Genomic DNA, 20,657 nt, shown 5'->3' on the forward strand with positions numbered 1-20,657 from the left:
GAAGCAGCAACACCTATTATAATTTCAATTTATTTTACTGATGGATCAAATTTCACACCTACATCTTTTGAACCACCTTCACTTCTTACGAGCTGAATAATTTTATTCGCTTCTTTTTGTGAATGCTTTGCCGATTTAACTGTTACTTTAATGTCCGTTCCATCAGCTCTTACAAGAGCATCCTTATATCCGCCTTGAGATTTAATCACTGTCTCAAGTAATTGTTGCTTCGTTTCCATCGTAGTGATTGCATCAAGATTATCTTTCGCTTTACTCTTTTCTTCTGCTGAAGATTTTGATGACTTCATTACATTTTGTAACTTTTCTTTCTCTACACTACGCTGATCTTCCATTTGCATACGTAGCGCTGTAAAATTCTCATCGCTTGATTGAACTGTTACGCTAGCCTCTTTTTTACTTGTTTCTTTTTTACTTGTTTCTTTTTTGTCATTCTCTTTTTTGTCTGTTTCTTTATTTGTAGTTTCCTTGCTTGTATTTTCTTTTGTTGTCTCTTTATTTGTAGTTTCTTTCGTTGTTTCTTTTGTAACTGCTTTATCAACACCTTGCTTTTCTTGTCCCATCTTTTCACCCGTTGCCGGTGCTGCTGTATTCATTTTATCAGGAGTTGTTACGTAATAAACAGATAGTACAACCACTAAACTTAACATCGTTAATAGCCAAACCGTTTGTTTTTTTAACACTTTATTTCCTCCCTATCAATTTTTCGGTGATACTGAAACGCGATGAGCTGGTACATCTAATAATCGCGTCACAGCTTCTTTTACCATTGCTTTTATTTGTATATTATCCACTCCCTTTGCTACGACCAGAACACCTCGTACTTTCGGTTTCTCTGTTCGCAAAACAATTGGAGTTTCTTTATCACCTTCACGTATAATGACTGTCTTTTCATCAAGAGACTCGTCTTCTACTTCCCTTTTCCCGCCTGCTTTATCAGTTTCACCTGTCGTTTGTGAACGTTTTACTGTATTTTTCTCGAGTATTTTTTCTTCAGATGAATCTAAGTTCACTTTAATAGTTACATCTTTTACTCCGGCTATCTCTTCTAAAGAAGCTTTCAATTCTTGTTCATACGCTTTTTCGTATTTTTCTACATTTGACATATTATCATTGTTTTTTTGACCGAAAGTTGGTACATCTTTATCTTGGCTTTGACTTGTCTTTTCTTTAAACACAGGCACTTCTTCTTTTTTAGGTGATAAGAAATTACTAGAAAACATAAGCGCAATCCCAAGTATGAGTAGGACAAGCAAAAACTTAGGTGTTACCTTTTTCCCCTTCTCATTACTTTCTTTTCCATCCCCATTTAATAGGTTTCGAAAAAATGAGAATCTCGAATTTTTATCTTTATTGTCCATTTACGCTACCTGTCCTCCCTTCCATCTGAACTTGGATTTGTTTATCCTCTAGTTGCCACCTGCTTGAAAAGAAATCTTTCATTTCTACATTCGTTTCTTCTATTTTTTTTGGAGGTTCTTTCATATTAATTTCAATTGGCTTTACTGTTTCGATTGCATCATTTTTACTACGTTCTTTTTCTTTCAACGTCACAACAACAGATTGAATATCTTTCGCTGACTTTACTTCTTCTGCATGTTCCACTGCGACTATTTGTATTTCAGAGACTGTCATACCATACTTTTTCTCAAACTCTTTTCCTACGTCTTTTTTCATTTTGGTAGCCATCTCTTCTAAACTATATGCACGTGTTAGAGCTTGTATTTCTTTTTTCTTCGAATCTATCGAATTTTTTACAGATCCATCTGCTACGTACTTTTCCTCATTGAAATTTGCGATAACTTCATTTACATCTGTTTGTAACAACTTAAATAGAGGCGTTAAAATTAATACGACTAACAATAGACTTACAACGAATTTAACGTACTTTTGCAAATTTGAATTTGGAAGAATAAGATGAAGCATTGTCGCTAAGAGTAAAAAAACGATAATATTTCTAATCCACTCTGTAACAAATTGCATACTCTTCACCTCCTACCGCATCATGAGAGTAATGTTCCCGGCAGCAATAATAATTGTGATACTTAAAAAGAACATAAATGATACGATAGCTAAGCAAGCAAATACGTAAATGATACTTCGTCCAATGATATCTAAACATTGAATAATTGCTCCTCCGCCTACCGGTTGCAATACTGCTGCTGCGAATTTATAAATAAACGCGATACAAAAAATTTGAATCGCTGGGAAAGCGACAATTAAGCATAAAATAACGAGCCCGATAATTCCGACTGTGTTTTTTAATAATCCAGATGCACTAATAACAGTATCCGCCGCCTCAGTAAACATCCTTCCTACTACAGGAATGAAGTTTCCTGTTACAAATTTAGCCGTTTTCACAGCTATACCATCAGCAACGGCTGACGCTGTTCCCTGTACAGATAATACGCCTAAAAAAACCGTCAAAAAGATACCAATAATCCCAACACTAACGTTTTGCAAAAGCTTGGACAATTTCGTAACTTTATATTGATCACTCATCGTGCTTACAATACTTAATATAGTTGCAAGTAATAAAAGTGGTAGAACGATATAGTTCATAAGAAGCCCACTCGTATTCATTAAGAAAATGATAATCGGATGAAAAAACGATACAGAAACAACACCGCCGCCTGTTGCTATGAGTGCGAGTAAAATTGGTAATAACGCTAGTATGAAATCTACCATTGTTTGTATCGTCTCTCTTGCATATGTCATGACGACATAAAAACTATTTAAAGCGAAAATAATAAGTACCATGTATACGACTGCATCAGCGATTTTACTCACGCTACTCTTTGAAAAAGCAGATTGCAACGATTGCAACAATGCACTGAAAATCGTGAGCATAATGAGCGTTCCAAGTAACTTTCCATTTGCAACAAGCTCATGAAATAAATATTTTAGTAGACCTATCATCCACTCTTTTATGGAGAACTCTTTTTCTCCCTTTACAAACTCCATAAAGCTTCCTTTTTGACTCTCTGGTAAATAGCCTCCATACTTTGTAACAAGCCCGTCCCAAAATTGCTTCACATCTTCAATTCCGAGCTTATCCAATTGTTGATCAACGACGTTTGTTTCTATAGGAGAAGCTTGTACAACAATCGGTAAAGAAAAGAAAAGGAAGCAAGCAAATAATAGCTTAGCTCCAAACTTCCTCAACATTCACTCCCCCTTATCCCGTAGGTAAAAAACCGAGAATTGTTTCAATTACAACCGTCAAAATAGGAATTGCCATGACGAGAATTAAGATTTTCCCAGCTAATTCAATTTTCGAAGCGATTGCACCTTGACCAGCATCCTTTGTAATTTGCGCACCAAACTCAGCGATATAAGCAATCCCTATAATTTTCAATAACGTTTCTACATATACGTTGCTAACCTTCGCTTCACTCGCCACTCTCTCAATCATTTGTAAAATAGAATGAATTTGATCGATTAAGAGAAGAAACATCATGCTACCAATGAACACAATAAATAACGATGTAATACTAGACTTATGCTGATTTAAAACAGCAGCTAAAAATGTAGCAACGAGGCCTAATCCGACAATTTGTATAATTTCGATTCGAACCGCCTCCTTTACTGGAAGAGAAAGACACTTTTAATCTTGTCGAATAGAGTATTAATTAAAAATGCAACATGAAACAAAATAACGACAAAACCGACAAGGATAACCCAATTTGCAATATCCTCTCGCTTTAATTCTTTTAGTACAGTATGAATGAAAGCTAAAACAATGCCGATTCCGGCGATTTGAAATATTAATCCAACATCAATGGACATCGCCTTTCTCCCCCCTATAGCAGTAAAATTACGATAAGTAGCCCTGCTAGTACCCCTAAACTCTTTATCATTTTTTCATATTGTAGTTGTAATGCTTTCGCTTCTCCTTCTTCTCTCTCCAAATGTGTAATACATAAGCGAATATGTTTTTGCTGTGATTCACGATCATGTTGTCCAAGTGTTTCACCAAATTGTTGTAAGATTTCATACTCGGTTTGTTTAAACGCCGTTAACGTCCAGTTCTCCTTCAAACTATCAATCCAAGCTTCTCTAACTGTTTGCTCCCCGTCCTCTAGCCGTTTCGAAAAGCTTTGAAATATCCAATTTAACGGCTTCGGCATTTGTTTGACTAAACGCTCTGCAGCCTCAGATAACGGCGTGTGTCCATACATAATTTCAGCTTCTAATGATTGCAATGCTGCCTTCAATAACCTAAGTTGCCGCGGTCTCTCACTGTACCTTTTAGCGTATGAAAATCCGAAAAAAGTGCTAACAGCAACTATTAATACCGCACCAAATATTTTCACCATACGCCTTGAACCTTTCTATGGGATAATACTGGTTTTCCATCTCTATCTTTCACTTGCATAACTGTTCCTGGCCCTCTCGCTTTTGATAATTCCACAAACCTATCAAATACACCAAGTTCCAGCACCGCCTGTAACGATGGACGTTTCACAACGTCATCATAAGAAAATCCATGCGCACTTATAAAAAGCTGAACACCTGCATGTACCGCCTCCATAATCGCTTCACTATCTTCTTTACGTCCAATTTCATCTACGATTAATATGTCTGGGCTCATAGAACGAATCATCATCATCATTCCTTCAGCTTTTGGACAAGCGTCTAATACATCTACTCGCACGCCAAAGTCATATTGCGGGATTCCTTTCACACAACCCGCAATTTCTGATCGTTCATCAACAATCCCCACTTTACATGAAGGAATTTTCGAAGCACTTACACCTTGACTCATACAGCGTGCTACATCTCTTAAAAGTGTTGTTTTCCCCGTTTGCGGTGGGCCAATTACCATCGTGTTTAACCATCGCGATTCATAAAGATATGGCAGAAGCGGCTCAGCAATCCCTATTTTTTGACGGGCAATACGAATATTAAAAGAAGAGACATCCCGAATCATTTTCACTGCACTTTTTTCTGTAATGACTTTTCCAGCTAGGCCAATTCTATGTCCTCCTCGTAGTGTCACATATCCACGTTTCAATTCCTCTTCCATCGTATAAATTGAGAATTGGCTTAATTTATTCAATAAATGGATCGCATCTTCCGCTGTAGCGATATAGTCATAGAAAAACACTTCTCCATGTGCGATACACTCTAGTGGCCTTCCAATTCGAACGCGAATTTCCTCTAGAGTATCGTATTGTTTACAGCCTTCAACTAACTGTTTCATCGTTTTCGGTAAAACTTCTAATACTTCTTTCATAAGCTTCTCCCCACTATACTCGACTTACTATTTCAACAACGCGATAAAAATGCAGCCAATTCCAAGTGCTAGAAAAAAGAGTTTCAAGAAAGAAATCTCACTTGCTACACTCGCTATGCCAATTGTCATTGTTAAAATTAATACGGTCGGTCCAACAAACGCCAACATACCATTTATAAACAATGCTTTCTTCGCATCATTCACGTAAAGCATAAGCAGAGCGGCGAATATTTCCGCGCTTCCTGAAAACAACCGAAGTAACCCCATAACAAGCACGGATGTTTCCATTGCCGCTAGCCACTGTTTCATTCTCCCACCTTCTCCCATAACAGTTACTACTTCCTTATTCTGAAAAAGAATATATTTGTACAACCATATGCAGAGGTTGTCTATTTCAGAAGTAAAAACATAATTTTTCTCTATCGACTTTATAGAAAACTGAATATTCTCATTAATATATGGTATATTTAATAGAAAAGGAGCATAGATGATGAAGCAAGTTACTTTACTACCACTCGATTTACGATATGCAAATGTGCTTTTTGAGCTATCAAGCAATCCACATGTAAAAAATGCATTAGGGATAAAAGTAGAATCAGTGGAAGATACAAAGGCGTTCATTCTTTTTGCAATTGGAGAGGAACGAAAAAAACACTCCTTATCAAGAGTGATTGTAAGTGAGGAAAATGAAATAATTGGCCTCACGACACTTAAACATATTAATTACGAACAAAAGCACTCACATATTGGAAGTTGGCTCGGCTATCAATATTGGGGAAGAGGATATAACGAATCTGCGAAAAAAGAGATCTTTAAAATCGCTTTTTTAGACTTGCAACTTACATACGTATTTGCCGGTGCTAAAACGAATAACATTCGCTCTTTAAAAGCACAAGAGAAACTATCTTACATTTCATTACATGTGGAAAAACAATTTCCAGACGTACACGCTGCTTTGGAGAAAGAAGTAAAATCACCTTGCGTACTGCATGTTGTATCATGCGAAAAATTTTCAAATTGGTTGGAAGTACAAAATGAGGGGGGAAAATATGAAAGGATTGAAAATTAGTTTAACAATTGTAGTAGAATTAGCTATTATTTATCTTTTTTCAAAAATGGTCGGCTGGTCATTTATGGAGAGCTTTTTCCTTGGCAGTCTAGCAATATTTGCAATTACGTGGTTAATTATTATGAGTACCTTTAGAAATAACAATATGGATCATGCAACGAATAAAACTTTTACCGGTATTGAAACTGGTGAAATACGCCCGTTTCAAATTGTTTTGACTCCATATATTATGGGTACCCTTTCACTCGTCACAGTTAGTTTTGCTATAACTGCAATTTACTATCTGCCCTATTTCCTATAAAAAAAGCACTCGTGATAATCACGAGTGCTTTTCTACTATGCACGAGAAACGTATTTACCTTCACCAGTGTTGATGATAAGCATTTCGCCTTCGTTAATGAAGATTGGTACTTGTACAACAAGACCAGTTTCTAATTTAGCTGGTTTTGTTACGTTAGAAGCTGTGTCACCTTTAATACCAGGCTCTGTTTCTGCAACTTTTAATTCAACTGTGTTCGGAAGTTCAACACCAAGTATTTCATCTTGGTATGTCATAATAGATACTCCCATGTTTTCTTTTAAGAATTTTAATTCGCGCTCGATTTGGTTTTCACCAAGTTCGATTTGCTCATAAGTTTCGTTATCCATAAATACGTGAGACTCACCGCTCGCGTATAAGTATTGCATACGACGGTTTTCGATGTGTGCTTTTTCTACTTTTTCACCTGCACGGAATGTTTTCTCTTGAACAGATCCTGTGCGAAGGTTACGTAGTTTAGAGCGAACGAATGCAGCACCTTTACCTGGCTTTACGTGTTGGAAATCCATTACTTGCCAAAGGGCATTGTCCACTGAAATTGTTAAACCTGTACGAAAATCGTTTACTGAAATCATGTAAAAAAATCCTCCTGTGTATTACAAAATAATAAGTTCTTTTGGTGATTTCGTTATTACTTCATTACCTTCACTTGTTACAATGATATCATCTTCAATACGTACCCCGCCAACACCTGGAATATAAATACCTGGTTCTACTGTTACAGCCATACCTGGTTCAAGTACTGTATCAGAACGGAACGCTAAACCTGGTGCTTCATGGATTTCAAGACCGATTCCATGACCAGTAGAGTGTCCGAAGTATTCACCATATCCTTTTTCCGTTATGTAATCACGCGTTAATGCATCAGCCTCACGACCCGTTAAACCAGCTTTAATACCGTTCACACCACGTAGTTGTGCTTCTAAAACAATATTATAAATTTCTTTTAATTTATCAGATGGTTCACCGACTGCAATCGTACGAGTAATATCAGAGCAATATCCTTTGTAATAAGCGCCGAAGTCTAATGTAACGAAATCTCCTTTTTCTATCACTTTTTCAGATGCCACGCCGTGCGGTAATGCCGAACGAAGACCTGAAGCAACGATAATATCAAACGAAGAAGATGTTGCTCCTTGCTTTCTCATGAAAAATTCAAGTTCATTTGACACTTCAATTTCAGATACTCCCGGGCGAATGAATGATAGAATATGCTCAAAGGCAGCATCTGCAATCTGTGCAGCTTCCTTTAATATCTTAATCTCTGAATCAGTCTTTATCAAGCGTAACTTTTCTACAAGCCCAGAAGTTGGGATGAATTCAGCTTCGATCGCTTCATTATGCGTTACGTAAGAGCTATATGTAAGAGTATCTTGCTCAAATCCTAGCTTTTGAATTCCAAGTTCTTTAACTTGTTTCGCAACTTCATCAAGAATTAATCCTGCATGCTGCACTATTTCGTATCCAACCGCTTGCTTACTAGCTTGCTCTACATAACGGAAATCTGTAATAAATAGAGCACGCTCTTTTGAAATTAGTACAACACCAGCTGTTCCTGTGAAATTCGCCATATATCTACGGCTATGTTCATTCGTTAATACGATACCGTCAATACCAGCCTCATCAAACGCACTTCTTAATCTCTCGATCTTTTCCATTACTTTATGCCTCCCTCAATTTCTCCATTAATGCAAATAACGCTAACTTATAGCCATAAAAACCAAATCCAACAATTTGTCCCGCACAAACAGCCGCCGTCACAGATTCGTGACGGAACGATTCACGCTGGTGAATGTTAGAAATATGTACTTCAATAACAGGAATCGAAATGCTCGCAATTGCATCTCGAATCGCATAGCTATAATGCGTAAATGCTCCAGGATTTAAAATGATCCCTTCATATATATCTTCAGCCTCATGAAGACGATCGATAATAGCACCTTCATGATTCGATTGGAAACATTCTAACTCCACTCCCATTTTCTCTGCTTCGTGTTTCATATCTGTTTCAAGCGTCGCTAACGTTCCTTTTCCGTATACATTTACTTCCCTAACGCCAAGGCGATTTAGGTTAGGACCATTTACGAGGAGTAACTTTTTCATTTTCTTAAAACTCCTTAATATTAAAAAATGTCTATACGACATTTTAACATAGGAATCACTTATTTGAATAGTTTGTCTTCTCGACCCCTTCTCCTCTATTTGTATTATTCGATTCGAATGCTACAGAATACGAAATAAAAACACCATATAATATAAAGATACATATTGTCGTTACAATTGTTTCTTTCGGTAAATGGAGTGCACTTTTAATAACAGGTGCCATTAGCCCCATCCCCAAAAATAATAATGCCCACCAAAACAAACCGTATAGTACGCCAGGGAATACTCCTTCAAACTTTTTAAAAAGGGCTTTATAGAGAAATGCCACTAAAATTGAAAGAAGTCCCATACAAACGATACCTAGTACATTTCCCCAAACCCCTTCTTTCCAATCTCCAAATGCAAACGGTAAAAGTAAATAGTTAGGTCCAGCTTCTGTAAATGAGAATATATGAAGGAAATACCATATACCTCCCCAAAATAAGCCACCAAATAAACCAATTTGTACAAAGTTTCTTATTGTTGATTGTTCTTGATTCACATAGACACCTCCGCTCACTAGTATGCCCGAAACTATTTTGAGGCATGTTTAAATCCTGCAAAATTTGTCTATAAAAAGAATAAGAAATGTCCGACTCTCGTAACATTTTCCCTTGTCATCTGCCTGTATTTGTCGATAAAATAAAGGAAACTCGGTGATTGTCTTATTTCAAGATGACAAAACCAAGTATGACAATTGCCTCTTTTTCTACATAAGAGAGAAACAAATACAGGTTGGTGTTAACATGGCAGAAGAGTCAAAACAAATATATGGCGGGCAGGCAGTCATAGAAGGAGTTATGTTTGGCGGTAGAGAATATACTGTTACAGCGGTTCGTCGTAAAGATAAATCGATTGAATTTTATCGTTTACCACGCGTTCGTAATAAAGCATTATCTCTACTAAAGAAAATTCCATTTTTACGAGGTATTGCCGCTATTGTGGATGCAAGTGCGAATGGAGCGAAACATTTAAACTTTGCTTCAGAACGATTTGATGTCCACCCAGAAGAAGATGAACAACTTGCAAATAAAAAAGAAGAACAATCAAAATTAACGATGGTATTAGGAGTTGCAGCAGTTGGCGTTTTATCGTTCATATTCGGTAAAGTAATTTTCACAGCAGTTCCTGCACTTTTAGCTGAATTAACGAGACCGATTTTCCCATCTCATACAGGGCAAATCATTGTCGAAAGTGTCATTAAGCTCATGCTATTATTGAGCTATATATACTTCATTTCTTTAACCCCACTTATTAAGCGGGTATTTCAGTACCACGGTGCGGAACATAAAGTAATCAATGCTTACGAGAATAACCTTCCACTGACTGTAGAAAATGTTCAAAAGCAAACTCGCCTCCATTATCGCTGTGGCAGTAGCTTTATAATATTTACAGTCATTATTGGAATGTTTGTTTATTTCCTAGTTCCTACAGATCCACTTTGGGCAAGGGTAGTAAACAGAATTTTATTAATTCCAGTTGTTCTCGGCATTTCTTTTGAAGTATTACAATTTACCAATCGATTACGAGATGTCCCTGTTTTGCGAGTACTTGGATATCCAGGATTATGGCTGCAACTATTAACAACGAAAGAACCAACAGATGATCAAGCGGAAGTTGCAATCGCATCGTTTGAAGAATTATTACGTTTAGAAAACAAACAATAATTATTTAAAAATGGTGTTCAACTCCTTTCCTCATCGTTAATATACTAATTTTAATATATGTTTTTAGGAGGTGTCCCTTATGAACGGTCGTTCGTTTACATTCGCTATATTTGTGCTTATTATCGGATTAGCAATATTCGGCCTTGTTTCATCTGTTATTACAGATCCAATGGGAGTATTGAAAAACATTGGTATCATGTTAGCTGTCGTCGGTATCTTTTACTTACTCTACAAAATGTTTACAAACTCTAGTGGTTCTGCAAATTCGCAAAGCTCATATAAGCGTGCAGCGAAACAATCGAACCGCAAACACGGGAAACAAAATGTAGCACCCCTAAGTAATTCTTTCTTGAAACGAAATGCTTCTGATGACAAGGGGAAAAAGGGTAATTCTCCATCGTTGAAAAGAAAAAGAAAACAATCTCATTTAACTGTCATTGAAGGTAAAAAAAACAAAAAGAAAGACCGTGCTTCCTTTTAGGAAATACGGTCTTTTTTATCTCAATTAGTATGGGCAAATAATCAGTGGGGATGAGAAAAGCCCCGACTGATTAAAGTTTCACTTTATATGTTGAAGTACTTCTTTCAAACTTTTATCTTTCATACTTTCGATACGAAGGTGATGGTTTTCAAATTGTAAATTTCTTGTCACATCATTAGGTACGACGACACATTTTAATCCTGCTGCAATTGCTGCTTTCAATCCATTTAATGAATCTTCAAATACAACAGCTTCCGATGGTTCAACTCCTAATTCTTCTATCGCAGCTTTATAAAGAGCTGGATCTGGTTTTACTTTCTCGACATCTTCTCTCGTTTTAATCACTTCAAAATACTCTCTAATCTGTAACTCTTCTAAAAAAAGAACGACCCACTCTCTAGATGAGCTAGAGGCTAATGCGATTTTTAATCCAAGTTCTTTCGCTTCTTCTAAATATTCTTTTACACCGTCACGTGCTTTCGGTATTTTCATTTTTTCTTTATGTAAAGTTGTTACTTTTTCCTTTAATGTATGCTCATTAAACTTTTCTTTTAATTGCTCTTTTAAATATGCATAAAGCACTTCATCTGTCGTTCCAATACATTTCGCAAATTCCTCTAAAGGTAACTCGCTGCCGTATTCACGAACAGCATCTCTGAAAGAGTGAAACCATATTGTTTCTGTGTCCACAATTAATCCATCAAAATCAAAAATAATCGCTTTCATGATTCTCCCGTCCTTTTCGATTGAAATAAAAAAGGAAACGCCACACGTTCCCCTTAATTACTTTTCTCTTCATTTGCTTTTTGAACACCACGAAGTGTTTCTACTCGAACTTCATCTTGTTCAAAGTATTGTACTAAATCACCGATACGGTCAATTGATTCCCAACTTAAATGATGTTCAATTCCTTCTACATCATTATAAATTTTGCTTTCATCCACACCGATAATGCGCATAAACTGTTCTAACAATTCATGACGATATACGAGACGTTCTCCGATTTTTTTACCTTTTGATGTTAATACAAGCCCTCTATATTTTTCATAAATTAGATATTCGTCTTTGTCTAATTTTTGTACCATTTTTGTTACAGAGGATGGATGTACACTAAGCGCTTCAGCAATATCAGATACACGGGCATAACCCTTTTCATCAATCAACAAATAAATTTGTTCAATATAATCTTCCATACTAGGGGTAGGCATCGGTTTCCTCCATCCAATTTCATTTTGCTTATTCCGTACGAAGCAATCAATAAAATGATACACCAGAAAGAATAACGTGACAAGGTGGAAACGAGCCTAAATATATAAAACAAAAAAAGAATCCAAATTTCCCTTATGTAAAATATTGAATTTCTGCATCGGGAAAATACTCATATATATAACCTCGTATTGTTTCTTCCAATACTTCTGCATCATCCTTTTGATATACATATTTCCCAATACCGTATCGTCCCCATTTATATTTCCGCTTCTCTTCATCCATTTCAAGTTTCGTATTCGGATAACGTTCTTGAATGACTTTTTTGGCTGGTTTCGTAAAACGATGTTGAATTAATTCGAACGTTAAATTTGGTATCGTCATGTCTTTTAACTCATTGTACAATCGTTCAAACAATTCACGGTACCCTTCTTCCCACCCTTCATGCATATAAATTGGCGCAACAATAAAGCCAAGAGGATAATTAGCCCCCGCTACTTTACGAGCAGCCTCAATTCGCTCTTCAAATGGCGATGTCCCTGGTTCAAAATTTTTAATCACATAACGTGAATTAATACTAAATCGAAAACGCGTTTTCCCATTATGCTTTGCATCTAATAAATGATCAACATGCGAATATTTCGTAACGAAACGTAAACGTCCATGTTCACTTTCTCCGATAAACTCTATCGCCCGCTTTAATGCATGTGTCAAATGATCAATTCCAACGATGTCTGATGTACACGCCGCTTCAAATCTTGTTATTTCAGGGGCCCTTTCATCCATATATTGCTTTGCCTTCTCAAATATTTCATCTAGATTCACATACACCCTTACGTAAGGTTTGCTCCCAAGTGTCGTTTGCAAATAACAATAATGACAATGTCCCATACATCCTGTTGCAAGCGGGATTGCATATTCAGCTGAAGGTTTTGATGTATCGAACTTTAACGTCTTCCTCACCCCAACGACAAGTGTTGCTTTTGCATTACGATACTTTTGCAATTCATTTTCCCCTGGAAAATTTCTAATTTGATTATGTGATGTCGTTTCACGAATTTCTAATCCCATCTTCGTAAACTTCTCATAAAGCTCTTTTCCAAGCGGATATTCGAGTGCCCTCGGTTCAAAGTAAACGAGTTTTGGCATAAATGGTTTCATGTGCTTCCCTCCTCTCGTTAGTATGGGAAGCACATGAAAATTAACACAGATTAAAGTTTTCCACTTCAGTAACTTGCGTTGCAAGTTACTGACTGTTATAATTCGGATAACAGCTACCTTGCAAGGCAAGTTACCTGGATAAAAGGTGGTGAAATCATGCACAGCCAAATGTTAAAAGGTGTACTAGAAGGTTGCATTCTATATATCATTTCACAAGAAGAAGTGTACGGATATGAACTAAGTACAAAATTAAATAAACACGGCTTTACATTCGTAAGTGAAGGAAGCATCTATCCTTTATTGTTACGCATGCAAAAAGAGAAACTTATTGAAGGAACATTAAAAGCTTCCTCACTCGGTCCAAAACGAAAATATTATCACGTAACCGATAAAGGATTAGAACAGCTTGAAGAATTTAAAAAAAGTTGGGGAATGGTTTCAACGACGGTAAATAACTTATTACAAGGGGAGTGATAGGGATGAAGGCGCAAGACATGGTTGAATTGAACAATAAAAAACGCGAATTTCTAACACCTGAAAACGAAGCTGCTTACGGTGATATGTTAGTATATCTTCGGTTATCTAACGTACCCGAACATCAAGTAGAAGAACTTTTATTAGAAATATTAGATCATCTCATCGAAGCACAAGCAGAAAATAAAAATGCTTATGATATTTTCGGAAATGATTTACGATCTTACTGTGATGAACTTATATCAGCTTTACCAACCCAAACAAAGCTAGAAAAAACTTCTTTAATCGGTTTTATTATTAGCTTACTTCTTGCTATACAGTTTGGAATAGATGCACTTGTTTCGACTTTCATTTTAATCTTCGGGAAGAATATCGAACAATTAAGCCCAGCTTTTAGCATCCCTGGAACCACTTTGTTCGTTTCACTTATTATACTAGGCATACTTTTCATTTTATATTTATTAAAGCGCTATTCCTTTGATCAAAAGATGAATTGGAAAAGAAGGATTCTATTTGGATTCGCATTTGCTACTCCATTTTGTTCAGCTGTATTTTTAAATATCTATTTTAAAAAACAACCTTATCTCATTTATCATCTAACCTTTTGGCAAAACGCCTTAATCGCTATCCTATTTTTTATTTTATATAAATTACTATACAAAAAATCAAATTTTTAACAGCCTTTCAAACGGCTGTTTTTCTTCTGTCTAATTTTACAAATTGAAAAATTTCATAAAGAAAATAAGAAAAATGCAAAATAATTAAAGTTAATTGTTGACGTGATGCTTTTATTATCGGTATCATAAATCTTCGTGAGCAATTATTTTTCGTTATACGATTTTTTTATTATTACTGAATTTTTGAGAGGAGAAATTAGATGTCAGTTAAGAAGAAAACGCAAGTACGCACCGGCAAAATGGTACGTGAACTAATGTTAGCAGACGAAGATGTAAATGCTTCGCTAATTATGGTATACAGTGAAAACGGTGTAAACGCAGAAATTAAAATCGAGGGCTTAACGCCGAAATGTAACGAAGAATTATTTTTGAGCGGAAACGTGGATTGGAACAAGAGTGTTATTTATAAAATTGTTGATTTCACTGGGAACGCGGAAGTTGGTAAAGTTACATTAACAGCGATGAATAAGAACAATGTTTCTCTAGAAATTGAACGCGTTATGTGGAGCAAAGAAAATAAAGAAGCTGCTGAGCAAGAAGAAACAGTTGTAGAAGCTACTCCGAACAAAGAAGTAGTTGTAGAGGCTCCTAAAGCAGTTACACCCGCTCCTAAACCTGTTATGCGTGTAGAAACACCCGCTATAACACCTAAGCCTACTCCGGTACCAACGCCGAAGTCAGTAAGTGTTGAAGCAGCTGTAGAACTATCTACTCCAGCACCTGTGAAAAAAGCAGTACCTACTCCAGTTACAAAGCAAGAGACAGCACCGGTTACTCCTGCAAAACCGAAGCAACCTGCTTTGACTGAAACAAATACAAAACTACAAGAAAATTATGTTAAACTTGTGAAAAAGACAATTGAAGTTTGTCAAGATTACGAGCTTGGCATCGACATAGATGATTCTATTGAAGGATTAAAAAAGAGCTACAAAGCCAAGGTATTAGCGTTACATTCGACAAAGAAATTATGGACGTTGTAAATCGCCTTCGTTCTTTACAAGATAAAGGAATCAAAGTAGAAAAAGTACTTAATTTACTATAAAAATAAGGAGATGGCGGTCGCCATCTCCTTATTTTTTATAATTCCATTCATTACTTTCATACTTCTCTTTTGCTAAAGTTTGAACTTCATGAAGCTGTTCTTCTGTTAGTTCATACGGCACAAGCTCTATATCTAAACCTTTTTCAAATCCAGTTTCAAACGCTTTAATTAACTGTTCAATCGTAAATGTACGGTCTGTCAACTCATTAATCGCTACCGCTTTAGAAGAAAACATGTTTTTCATACGCTCTTTTACACGTTCATTCGGGAATAAAAATAGATCGTATAACTCATCTAAATCTATTTCTAACGGAATAGAACCGTGCTGTAAGATAACACCTTTTTGACGTGTTTGAGCACTACCTGCGATTTTTCTTCCTTCAACTACAATCTCATACCAAGATGGTGCATCAAAACATACTCCTGAACGCGGATTTTTTAAATTCTCACGATCCGCTTCTGTTTTCGGAACTGCATAATACGCTTCTAATCCTAATGCCTTAAAACCGTCCAATAAGCCTTGCGAAATAATTCGGTATGCTTCTGTAACTGTTTTTGGCATATTCGGATGATCTTCAGACACAATAACACTGTACGTTAATTCTTTGTCATGTAGTACACCCCTGCCGCCTGTTTGACGACGAACGAATCCATATTTCTTTTCGTTAACTACATCCATATTTATATCTTTTTCAACACGCTGGAAATACCCGACTGTTAAGGTTGGTACTTCCCATTCATAAAAACGAATTGTTGGTGACATTTTCTTTGCGCTTTGCCAATTTAATAAACATTCATCTAACGCCATATTAAATGCTGGTGAACATTGACCAGAGTTAATATAACACCATTTTTCTTTTCCCATCCTGCACCTCATATAACCAATTATTTTTCACATTCTCTAGTCTACCAAATTCGACAAAATTTGTGAAAGAATACGAAATTTCTTCTTATATACAAATGAATCTGTTGCATAAATACATATGGGCATTATAATATTGAAAGTAGGATAAGAAAAAAGGGAGCGATAGAATCGTGTCAACAAACTTGATTATTATACTAGCCGCAATTGCAGCATTCATCGGCTACACTGTATGGATGTATTTCTATCAGAAAAAATTAATTAAAACACTTTCAGAAGATGAATTTCGCGCTGGCTACCGTAAAGCACAGCTTATCGATATTCGCGAAGCGGATGAATTTAACGCGGGACATATTTTAGGTGCGCGTAACATTCCATTATCACAAATTCGCCTTCGCCACAAAGAACTTCGCCAAGATCAACCGGTTTATTTATATTGCCAAAGCGGATTCCGTACAGGTCGTGCAGCTCAATACTTAAAAAAACAAGGCTACACAGATTTCTACCAATTAAAAGGTGGATTTAAATCTTGGTCAGGAAAAATTAAAAAGAAATAATATACAAAAAACTAGCTGCACGATACAGCTAGTTTTTTCATTCCATATTGTTCGCAATGTACAGCAGATTTTGTTTAATCACATCTTCAGCTTTCTCATCTACATTACGATATAATAGCTGATATTCAATCCCCTTCTCTTTCCATATAAGCGTAGCAAATTCGTCCCCTCGCTCGTAATCATCCTTATTTTTAAAATAAGCAGGTGCTCCATTATTCAATTTCATTTGTTCTTGAAATCGATTCTCTTCTACGAGGTATGGAAAACTGTAAGAAAAGTTGGCCACTGTTAATTCTATATAATCGTGCCTTCCTTTCTCTTGTTGCTTATATTTAATGGTTAAGACAGCATTCTTCTTTCCCATCGTTCTTACCTCTCCCTTCACATCACTCGTGATGTCATAAGGTAAAAACGTTGGAACTTTAAACTTTGCCGGAAAATATTTTGGAAGTTCCTTTAGGGGAATCGGATCAGTAACACGGTCCTTAGCCCCTCCTGTTGTTCCTACAAATGTTTTTTCTTCTTGCATCGTTTGCTGAAATGAACATGAGCTAAGTATTACACTAGAAAACACGAAACAAATGATTCCTTTTTTCAATTTGTTTCCGCCCTTTCATACCGCTCTCTTAACGAGTGAAGCGTTTATACTCTCTACTATTCGCTTCGTTATCAAACGCCTCCTCCGAAAACTTTCCACGTTATTCTCACACATTCTGACAAAAATTCTTTGCAGACATACAAAAAAGACCCCACTATTCTTACGCCCAAATAAAAAGGTTACGCGAACAACAGAAGTCATGCTTATAACATAGATTGTGAAAAGCTTTTCAGGTCAAGATTTTTTTCATTCTTATTATTTTCCCCTTATAATTAAGGAAAGAGGTGATACATATGGCCAATATAAAACAAATTGCAAAAACTGCTGGTGTATCTATATCAACTGTTTCTCGTGTCCTTAATAATCATCCTTACGTAAAAGAGGAAAAACGTAAGCGTGTTTTAGATGCAGTTGAAGAATTGAACTATGCAAAAAATATAAATGCTATCCATTTAATAAAGGGTAAAACATATACAATTGGCGTTATGCTACCTTTTATTAATCTTCCGTACTTTAGCACGATCATTGAAGGAATCGGAAACGAAGCGTTAGCAGCTGGATATCATATTAATTTATGCCAAACGAATTACGATAGTATTGAAGAAATTCGCGTTCTTGAAATGATGAAAATGAAGCAATTTGACGGGATGATTATTTGCTCTCGCACGAGTTCATGGGAACAAATTGAACCGTTCGCAAAATTTGCCCCTATTATTTCATGTGAAAAAATGAAACATCCCCTCATTTCATCTGTCTATGTAGATCATTACGAAGGATTCCGCCTTGGTACTTCCTATTTACTCAGTAAAGGTCATGAAAAAATCGGCATTTGTTTAGCAAGAAAAACAAGTGCTAATTCAATCGATCGTGAAAAAGCTTTCGCCGATACTCTTCGTCAAGAAGGAAAAACAGTGCACCCTGATTGGGTTTTTCATCAATGTTATACGATGCAGGACGGGGCACAAGTACTCCATCGCATTTTAAGTATGAAAAATCGCCCAACCGCTATTGTTACAGCGAACGATCAAGTTGCCGCTGGTTTATTAACAGAGGCAAAAAAACATGGCATTCGCATACCTGAAGACCTCGCTATCCTGGGATTTGATAACCATGAAATTTCAAAAGCATTAGAAATTACAACTATTGAACATCCCGGTCTCACAATGGGCTCACATGCTTTTTCTTTATTCTATAAACAAATTCAAAGCGAGCAAATTATCGGCAGTACAGAAGAACTTTCATTCCATTTAATTGAGCGAGAAACAGTCTAAAAAAGAGCGTTAACTATAGCGCTCTTTTTTATCCCTTCACCTATTGACTTTATATTTTTCATCTCATATAATTAACCTAACGAACGGTAGGTAGGGGATGAAAATGACAGCAAACCGCATTAAAGCTGTAGCACTTTCTCATTTCGCACGCTACGGCTATGAAGGAACTTCATTAGCAAATATTGCTCAAGAAGTTGGGATTAAAAAACCATCGATTTACGCACACTTTAAAGGAAAAGAAGAGCTATATTTTACATGCTTAGAATCCGCTCTTCAAAAAGATTTACAAAGCTTCACTGACGATATCGAAAATTTTTCAAAATCGTCTACTGAAGAATTGCTAGTAAATCTGTTAAAAGGTTATGCAAAACGATTTGGTGAAAGTGAAGAATCAATGTTTTGGTTACGAACTTCTTATTTTCCGCCGGATGCATTTCGCGAACAAATTATTGATAAAGCGAATGTACACATTGAAAATGTCGGAAAACTTTTATTCCCTGTGTTTAAAAGAGCAAGCGAACAAGATGAACTGCATAACATTGAAGTAAAAGATGCTTTGGAGGCTTTTTTATGCTTACTTGACGGCCTTATGGTTGAACTACTATACGCAGGTTTAAATCGTTTTGAGACACGTTTAGAAGCTTCTTGGAAAGTATTTTGGCGCGGCCTTTCAAACTGACGGATTGCTCCTTTGCAATGCGTCGTTTTTAAGCCCTTTACCTAACGACTGGTAGGAAGGAGAAATGACATATGGCATGGATTTATGTAATCATAGCTGGTATTATTGAAATCTTTTGGGTTATTGGACTTAAAAAAGCGGAGGCACCACTTGAGTGGGCTGGTGTTGCTCTATTAATTACAATTAGTTTCGTCTTATTATTTAGAGCATATAAAGATTTACCTGTCGGCACTGTATACGCAGTCTTTACAGGAATTGGAGCTGGTGGAATCGTTCTTACAGAGATTTTCATCTTCGGAGAACCTTTCTCTATCGTAAAAGTATTATTAATCGGTTTAATCTTCTTCGGAGTAATTGGTTTAAAACGAGTAACAGAAGAAAAAGAAGCGAAGGAGGCCGCATAAAATGGCTTGGGTATTTTTAATTCTAGCTGGTATTTGTGAAATTGTTGGTGTACTCTTTATGAAAGTAGCCACTGAAAAGAAAGGCTGGGCACCAAAAGTTATTTTAATCGCTAACTTTGGCGTAAGCTTCTTCTTCTTATCTCTTGCAATGAACACATTACCGATGGGAACTGCTTACGCAATTTGGACTGGAATCGGAACTGCCGGAAGTGCACTTCTCGGTATTCTTATTTTCCGCGAGTCAGCGGATTGGCGTCGCCTTGCCTTCTTAAGCTGCATTCTATGCGGCGCTGTTGGCTTAAAATTATTAGGCTAACGTGAGGTGAATGTCATGTGGAAAGAAAAAGGAAAACAATTCTTAACATGGATCACACTCGGGATCATCATTCTATTACAAATAAGTTTTCATATAATAGAATGGCTGTTTCATAAAGTATTATCCATTCTTACATTCCTTCCTAACATGGCACTTGAAATTGCATCTATCGCTTGGTCAATTATTGCCTCCATTACAATCGTGATTATATGGAGTATCGCCAAGCTATGGAACAAGTTATTTAAAAAGGACAGTTCTTCTGAAAAGAAGTAACTGTCCTTTTTTATGTCTATTTAGATTTTCTATAGAAATTTGATGCGATAAGACAAAGCAAACCAACTATGACAACACTCATACCAATCCCTTTATGCAAAATAGGAAATAGCGGTGGTATATCCGAATAAAAATTTGCTAATGTGAGACCTATTGAAAATAAAAGTACTCCTATTCTATATAACCATTTTCTTTTGTTCAT

31 protein-coding genes and 1 pseudogene are annotated in these 20,657 nt (G+C 36.3%); 13 read left to right on the forward strand and 19 right to left on the reverse strand.

Going from position 1 to position 20,657, the window contains the following annotated elements:
* Positions 1-29: 29 nt before the first annotated feature.
* Genes JFT95_RS18580 through JFT95_RS18620 form a run of 9 tightly spaced genes read right to left on the reverse strand, consistent with a single transcriptional unit; the run spans position 30 to position 5,566 of the window.
* Positions 30-701 carry a SpoIIIAH-like family protein gene (locus JFT95_RS18580; protein WP_201052949.1) on the reverse strand — a complete coding sequence of 224 codons (672 nt, stop codon included), beginning with the start codon at positions 699-701 and terminating at the stop codon, positions 30-32.
* A 15-nt stretch (positions 702-716) separates the two neighbouring features.
* A complete protein-coding gene (gene spoIIIAG / locus JFT95_RS18585; RefSeq protein ID WP_002088572.1) occupies positions 717-1,379 on the reverse strand; it encodes a stage III sporulation protein AG in 663 nt (220 codons plus the stop codon).
* Positions 1,369-2,001 (reverse strand): stage III sporulation protein AF, encoded by a 633-nt coding sequence (gene spoIIIAF, locus JFT95_RS18590; RefSeq protein ID WP_002015059.1) that lies wholly within the window; start codon positions 1,999-2,001, stop codon positions 1,369-1,371. Before spoIIIAF ends, spoIIIAG begins: the two co-directional genes overlap by 11 nt.
* A gap of 12 nt (positions 2,002-2,013) precedes the next feature.
* On the reverse strand, positions 2,014-3,186 hold the full coding sequence (gene spoIIIAE / locus JFT95_RS18595) for a stage III sporulation protein AE (RefSeq protein ID WP_002033983.1): 1,173 nt from the start codon (positions 3,184-3,186) through the stop codon (positions 2,014-2,016).
* A gap of 10 nt (positions 3,187-3,196) precedes the next feature.
* Entirely contained in the window at positions 3,197-3,580 is a 384-nt protein-coding gene (gene spoIIIAD / locus JFT95_RS18600; protein ID WP_078172833.1) for a stage III sporulation protein AD, read from the reverse strand.
* Between the two features lie 23 nt (positions 3,581-3,603).
* Positions 3,604-3,807: a stage III sporulation protein AC gene (spoIIIAC, locus tag JFT95_RS18605; protein ID WP_000020914.1), complete on the reverse strand. Its 204-nt coding sequence runs from the start codon at positions 3,805-3,807 to the stop codon at positions 3,604-3,606.
* Between the two features lie 14 nt (positions 3,808-3,821).
* On the reverse strand, positions 3,822-4,337 hold the full coding sequence (gene spoIIIAB, locus JFT95_RS18610) for a stage III sporulation protein SpoIIIAB (RefSeq protein ID WP_002088574.1): 516 nt from the start codon (positions 4,335-4,337) through the stop codon (positions 3,822-3,824).
* Positions 4,331-5,257, reverse strand: coding sequence for a stage III sporulation protein AA (spoIIIAA, locus tag JFT95_RS18615; protein WP_002088576.1), 927 nt, complete (start codon positions 5,255-5,257; stop codon positions 4,331-4,333). The genes spoIIIAB and spoIIIAA overlap by 7 nt, the downstream gene beginning before the upstream one ends.
* Positions 5,258-5,284: 27 nt before the next feature.
* On the reverse strand, positions 5,285-5,566 hold the full coding sequence (locus JFT95_RS18620; RefSeq protein ID WP_000816054.1) for a YqhV family protein: 282 nt from the start codon (positions 5,564-5,566) through the stop codon (positions 5,285-5,287).
* A gap of 178 nt (positions 5,567-5,744) precedes the next feature.
* On the opposite strand from JFT95_RS18620, the gene JFT95_RS18625 reads away from it, so the two are divergent.
* Together JFT95_RS18625 and JFT95_RS18630 are read left to right on the forward strand one after the other, a co-directional pair.
* Entirely contained in the window at positions 5,745-6,326 is a 582-nt protein-coding gene (locus JFT95_RS18625; RefSeq protein ID WP_002129049.1) for a GNAT family N-acetyltransferase, read from the forward strand.
* Positions 6,307-6,627 (forward strand): hypothetical protein, encoded by a 321-nt coding sequence (locus tag JFT95_RS18630; protein ID WP_002129051.1) that lies wholly within the window; start codon positions 6,307-6,309, stop codon positions 6,625-6,627. Before JFT95_RS18625 ends, JFT95_RS18630 begins: the two co-directional genes overlap by 20 nt.
* Positions 6,628-6,662: 35 nt before the next feature.
* On the opposite strand, the gene efp is transcribed toward JFT95_RS18630, so the two are convergent.
* From efp to JFT95_RS18650, 4 genes are read right to left on the reverse strand one after another with little or no spacing between them, the layout of a single operon-like run.
* A complete protein-coding gene (efp, locus tag JFT95_RS18635) occupies positions 6,663-7,220 on the reverse strand; it encodes an elongation factor P (RefSeq protein WP_002129052.1) in 558 nt (185 codons plus the stop codon).
* Positions 7,221-7,241: 21 nt separating this feature from the next.
* Positions 7,242-8,303, reverse strand: a complete 1,062-nt coding sequence (gene pepQ, locus JFT95_RS18640) for a Xaa-Pro dipeptidase (protein WP_002015050.1) — start codon at positions 8,301-8,303, stop codon at positions 7,242-7,244.
* Between the two features lie 4 nt (positions 8,304-8,307).
* Positions 8,308-8,748 (reverse strand): type II 3-dehydroquinate dehydratase, encoded by a 441-nt coding sequence (aroQ, locus tag JFT95_RS18645; RefSeq protein WP_002015049.1) that lies wholly within the window; start codon positions 8,746-8,748, stop codon positions 8,308-8,310.
* A gap of 55 nt (positions 8,749-8,803) precedes the next feature.
* Positions 8,804-9,289 carry a YqhR family membrane protein gene (locus tag JFT95_RS18650; protein WP_002015048.1) on the reverse strand — a complete coding sequence of 162 codons (486 nt, stop codon included), beginning with the start codon at positions 9,287-9,289 and terminating at the stop codon, positions 8,804-8,806.
* 244 nt (positions 9,290-9,533) lie between these two features.
* On the opposite strand from JFT95_RS18650, the gene JFT95_RS18655 reads away from it, so the two are divergent.
* Positions 9,534-10,454, forward strand: a complete 921-nt coding sequence (locus JFT95_RS18655; RefSeq protein WP_002015047.1) for a DUF1385 domain-containing protein — start codon at positions 9,534-9,536, stop codon at positions 10,452-10,454.
* Positions 10,455-10,533: 79 nt separating this feature from the next.
* Complete coding sequence (locus tag JFT95_RS18660; protein WP_002129056.1) at positions 10,534-10,935, forward strand: SA1362 family protein; 402 nt, start codon at positions 10,534-10,536, stop codon at positions 10,933-10,935.
* 78 nt (positions 10,936-11,013) lie between these two features.
* On the opposite strand, the gene JFT95_RS18665 is transcribed toward JFT95_RS18660, so the two are convergent.
* The 3 genes from JFT95_RS18665 to splB all read right to left on the reverse strand — a co-directional run bounded on the left by JFT95_RS18665 (position 11,014) and on the right by splB (position 13,302).
* Positions 11,014-11,661 carry an HAD family hydrolase gene (locus JFT95_RS18665; protein ID WP_078178177.1) on the reverse strand — a complete coding sequence of 216 codons (648 nt, stop codon included), beginning with the start codon at positions 11,659-11,661 and terminating at the stop codon, positions 11,014-11,016.
* Between the two features lie 53 nt (positions 11,662-11,714).
* Entirely contained in the window at positions 11,715-12,143 is a 429-nt protein-coding gene (gene mntR, locus JFT95_RS18670) for a transcriptional regulator MntR (protein ID WP_001143080.1), read from the reverse strand.
* Between the two features lie 133 nt (positions 12,144-12,276).
* Positions 12,277-13,302, reverse strand: coding sequence for a spore photoproduct lyase (gene splB / locus JFT95_RS18675; protein WP_002067092.1), 1,026 nt, complete (start codon positions 13,300-13,302; stop codon positions 12,277-12,279).
* Between the two features lie 156 nt (positions 13,303-13,458).
* Between splB and JFT95_RS18680 the strand changes: the two genes are divergently transcribed.
* The 3 genes and pseudogenes from JFT95_RS18680 (at position 13,459) to JFT95_RS18690 (ending at position 15,495) form a co-directional block, all read left to right on the forward strand.
* Positions 13,459-13,776 (forward strand): PadR family transcriptional regulator, encoded by a 318-nt coding sequence (locus tag JFT95_RS18680; RefSeq protein ID WP_000556081.1) that lies wholly within the window; start codon positions 13,459-13,461, stop codon positions 13,774-13,776.
* Between the two features lie 5 nt (positions 13,777-13,781).
* Positions 13,782-14,453 (forward strand): DUF1129 family protein, encoded by a 672-nt coding sequence (locus JFT95_RS18685; protein ID WP_078206280.1) that lies wholly within the window; start codon positions 13,782-13,784, stop codon positions 14,451-14,453.
* Positions 14,454-14,653: 200 nt separating this feature from the next.
* Positions 14,654-15,495 (forward strand): annotated as a pseudogene (locus JFT95_RS18690) (hypothetical protein).
* A 28-nt stretch (positions 15,496-15,523) separates the two neighbouring features.
* Here the strand turns inward: JFT95_RS18690 and JFT95_RS18695 are convergent.
* A complete protein-coding gene (locus tag JFT95_RS18695) occupies positions 15,524-16,360 on the reverse strand; it encodes a lipoate--protein ligase family protein (RefSeq protein WP_002015039.1) in 837 nt (278 codons plus the stop codon).
* Between the two features lie 170 nt (positions 16,361-16,530).
* Between JFT95_RS18695 and JFT95_RS18700 the strand changes: the two genes are divergently transcribed.
* On the forward strand, positions 16,531-16,914 hold the full coding sequence (locus tag JFT95_RS18700) for a rhodanese-like domain-containing protein (protein WP_002015038.1): 384 nt from the start codon (positions 16,531-16,533) through the stop codon (positions 16,912-16,914).
* A gap of 37 nt (positions 16,915-16,951) precedes the next feature.
* Here JFT95_RS18700 and JFT95_RS18705 read toward each other — a convergent pair whose 3' ends face one another.
* Complete coding sequence (locus JFT95_RS18705; protein ID WP_002129065.1) at positions 16,952-17,488, reverse strand: hypothetical protein; 537 nt, start codon at positions 17,486-17,488, stop codon at positions 16,952-16,954.
* Between the two features lie 317 nt (positions 17,489-17,805).
* On the opposite strand from JFT95_RS18705, the gene JFT95_RS18710 reads away from it, so the two are divergent.
* The 5 genes from JFT95_RS18710 (at position 17,806) to JFT95_RS18730 (ending at position 20,455) form a co-directional block, all read left to right on the forward strand.
* Positions 17,806-18,783 carry a LacI family DNA-binding transcriptional regulator gene (locus tag JFT95_RS18710; RefSeq protein ID WP_201052951.1) on the forward strand — a complete coding sequence of 326 codons (978 nt, stop codon included), beginning with the start codon at positions 17,806-17,808 and terminating at the stop codon, positions 18,781-18,783.
* A gap of 97 nt (positions 18,784-18,880) precedes the next feature.
* Positions 18,881-19,462, forward strand: a complete 582-nt coding sequence (locus JFT95_RS18715; RefSeq protein WP_002034003.1) for a TetR/AcrR family transcriptional regulator — start codon at positions 18,881-18,883, stop codon at positions 19,460-19,462.
* Between the two features lie 71 nt (positions 19,463-19,533).
* Positions 19,534-19,866: a DMT family transporter gene (locus tag JFT95_RS18720; protein WP_000312339.1), complete on the forward strand. Its 333-nt coding sequence runs from the start codon at positions 19,534-19,536 to the stop codon at positions 19,864-19,866.
* Between the two features lies 1 nt (position 19,867).
* A complete protein-coding gene (locus JFT95_RS18725) occupies positions 19,868-20,182 on the forward strand; it encodes a DMT family transporter (protein WP_002015033.1) in 315 nt (104 codons plus the stop codon).
* 15 nt (positions 20,183-20,197) lie between these two features.
* Positions 20,198-20,455 (forward strand): DUF3975 family protein, encoded by a 258-nt coding sequence (locus JFT95_RS18730; RefSeq protein ID WP_201052953.1) that lies wholly within the window; start codon positions 20,198-20,200, stop codon positions 20,453-20,455.
* 16 nt (positions 20,456-20,471) lie between these two features.
* Here JFT95_RS18730 and JFT95_RS18735 read toward each other — a convergent pair whose 3' ends face one another.
* Positions 20,472-20,657 (reverse strand): hypothetical protein, encoded by a 186-nt coding sequence (locus JFT95_RS18735; RefSeq protein WP_050000311.1) that lies wholly within the window; start codon positions 20,655-20,657, stop codon positions 20,472-20,474.

Origin of the sequence: Bacillus sp. TH17, assembly GCF_016651125.1 — a bacterium.
GTDB classification, from domain to species: domain Bacteria; phylum Bacillota; class Bacilli; order Bacillales; family Bacillaceae_G; genus Bacillus_A; species Bacillus_A mycoides.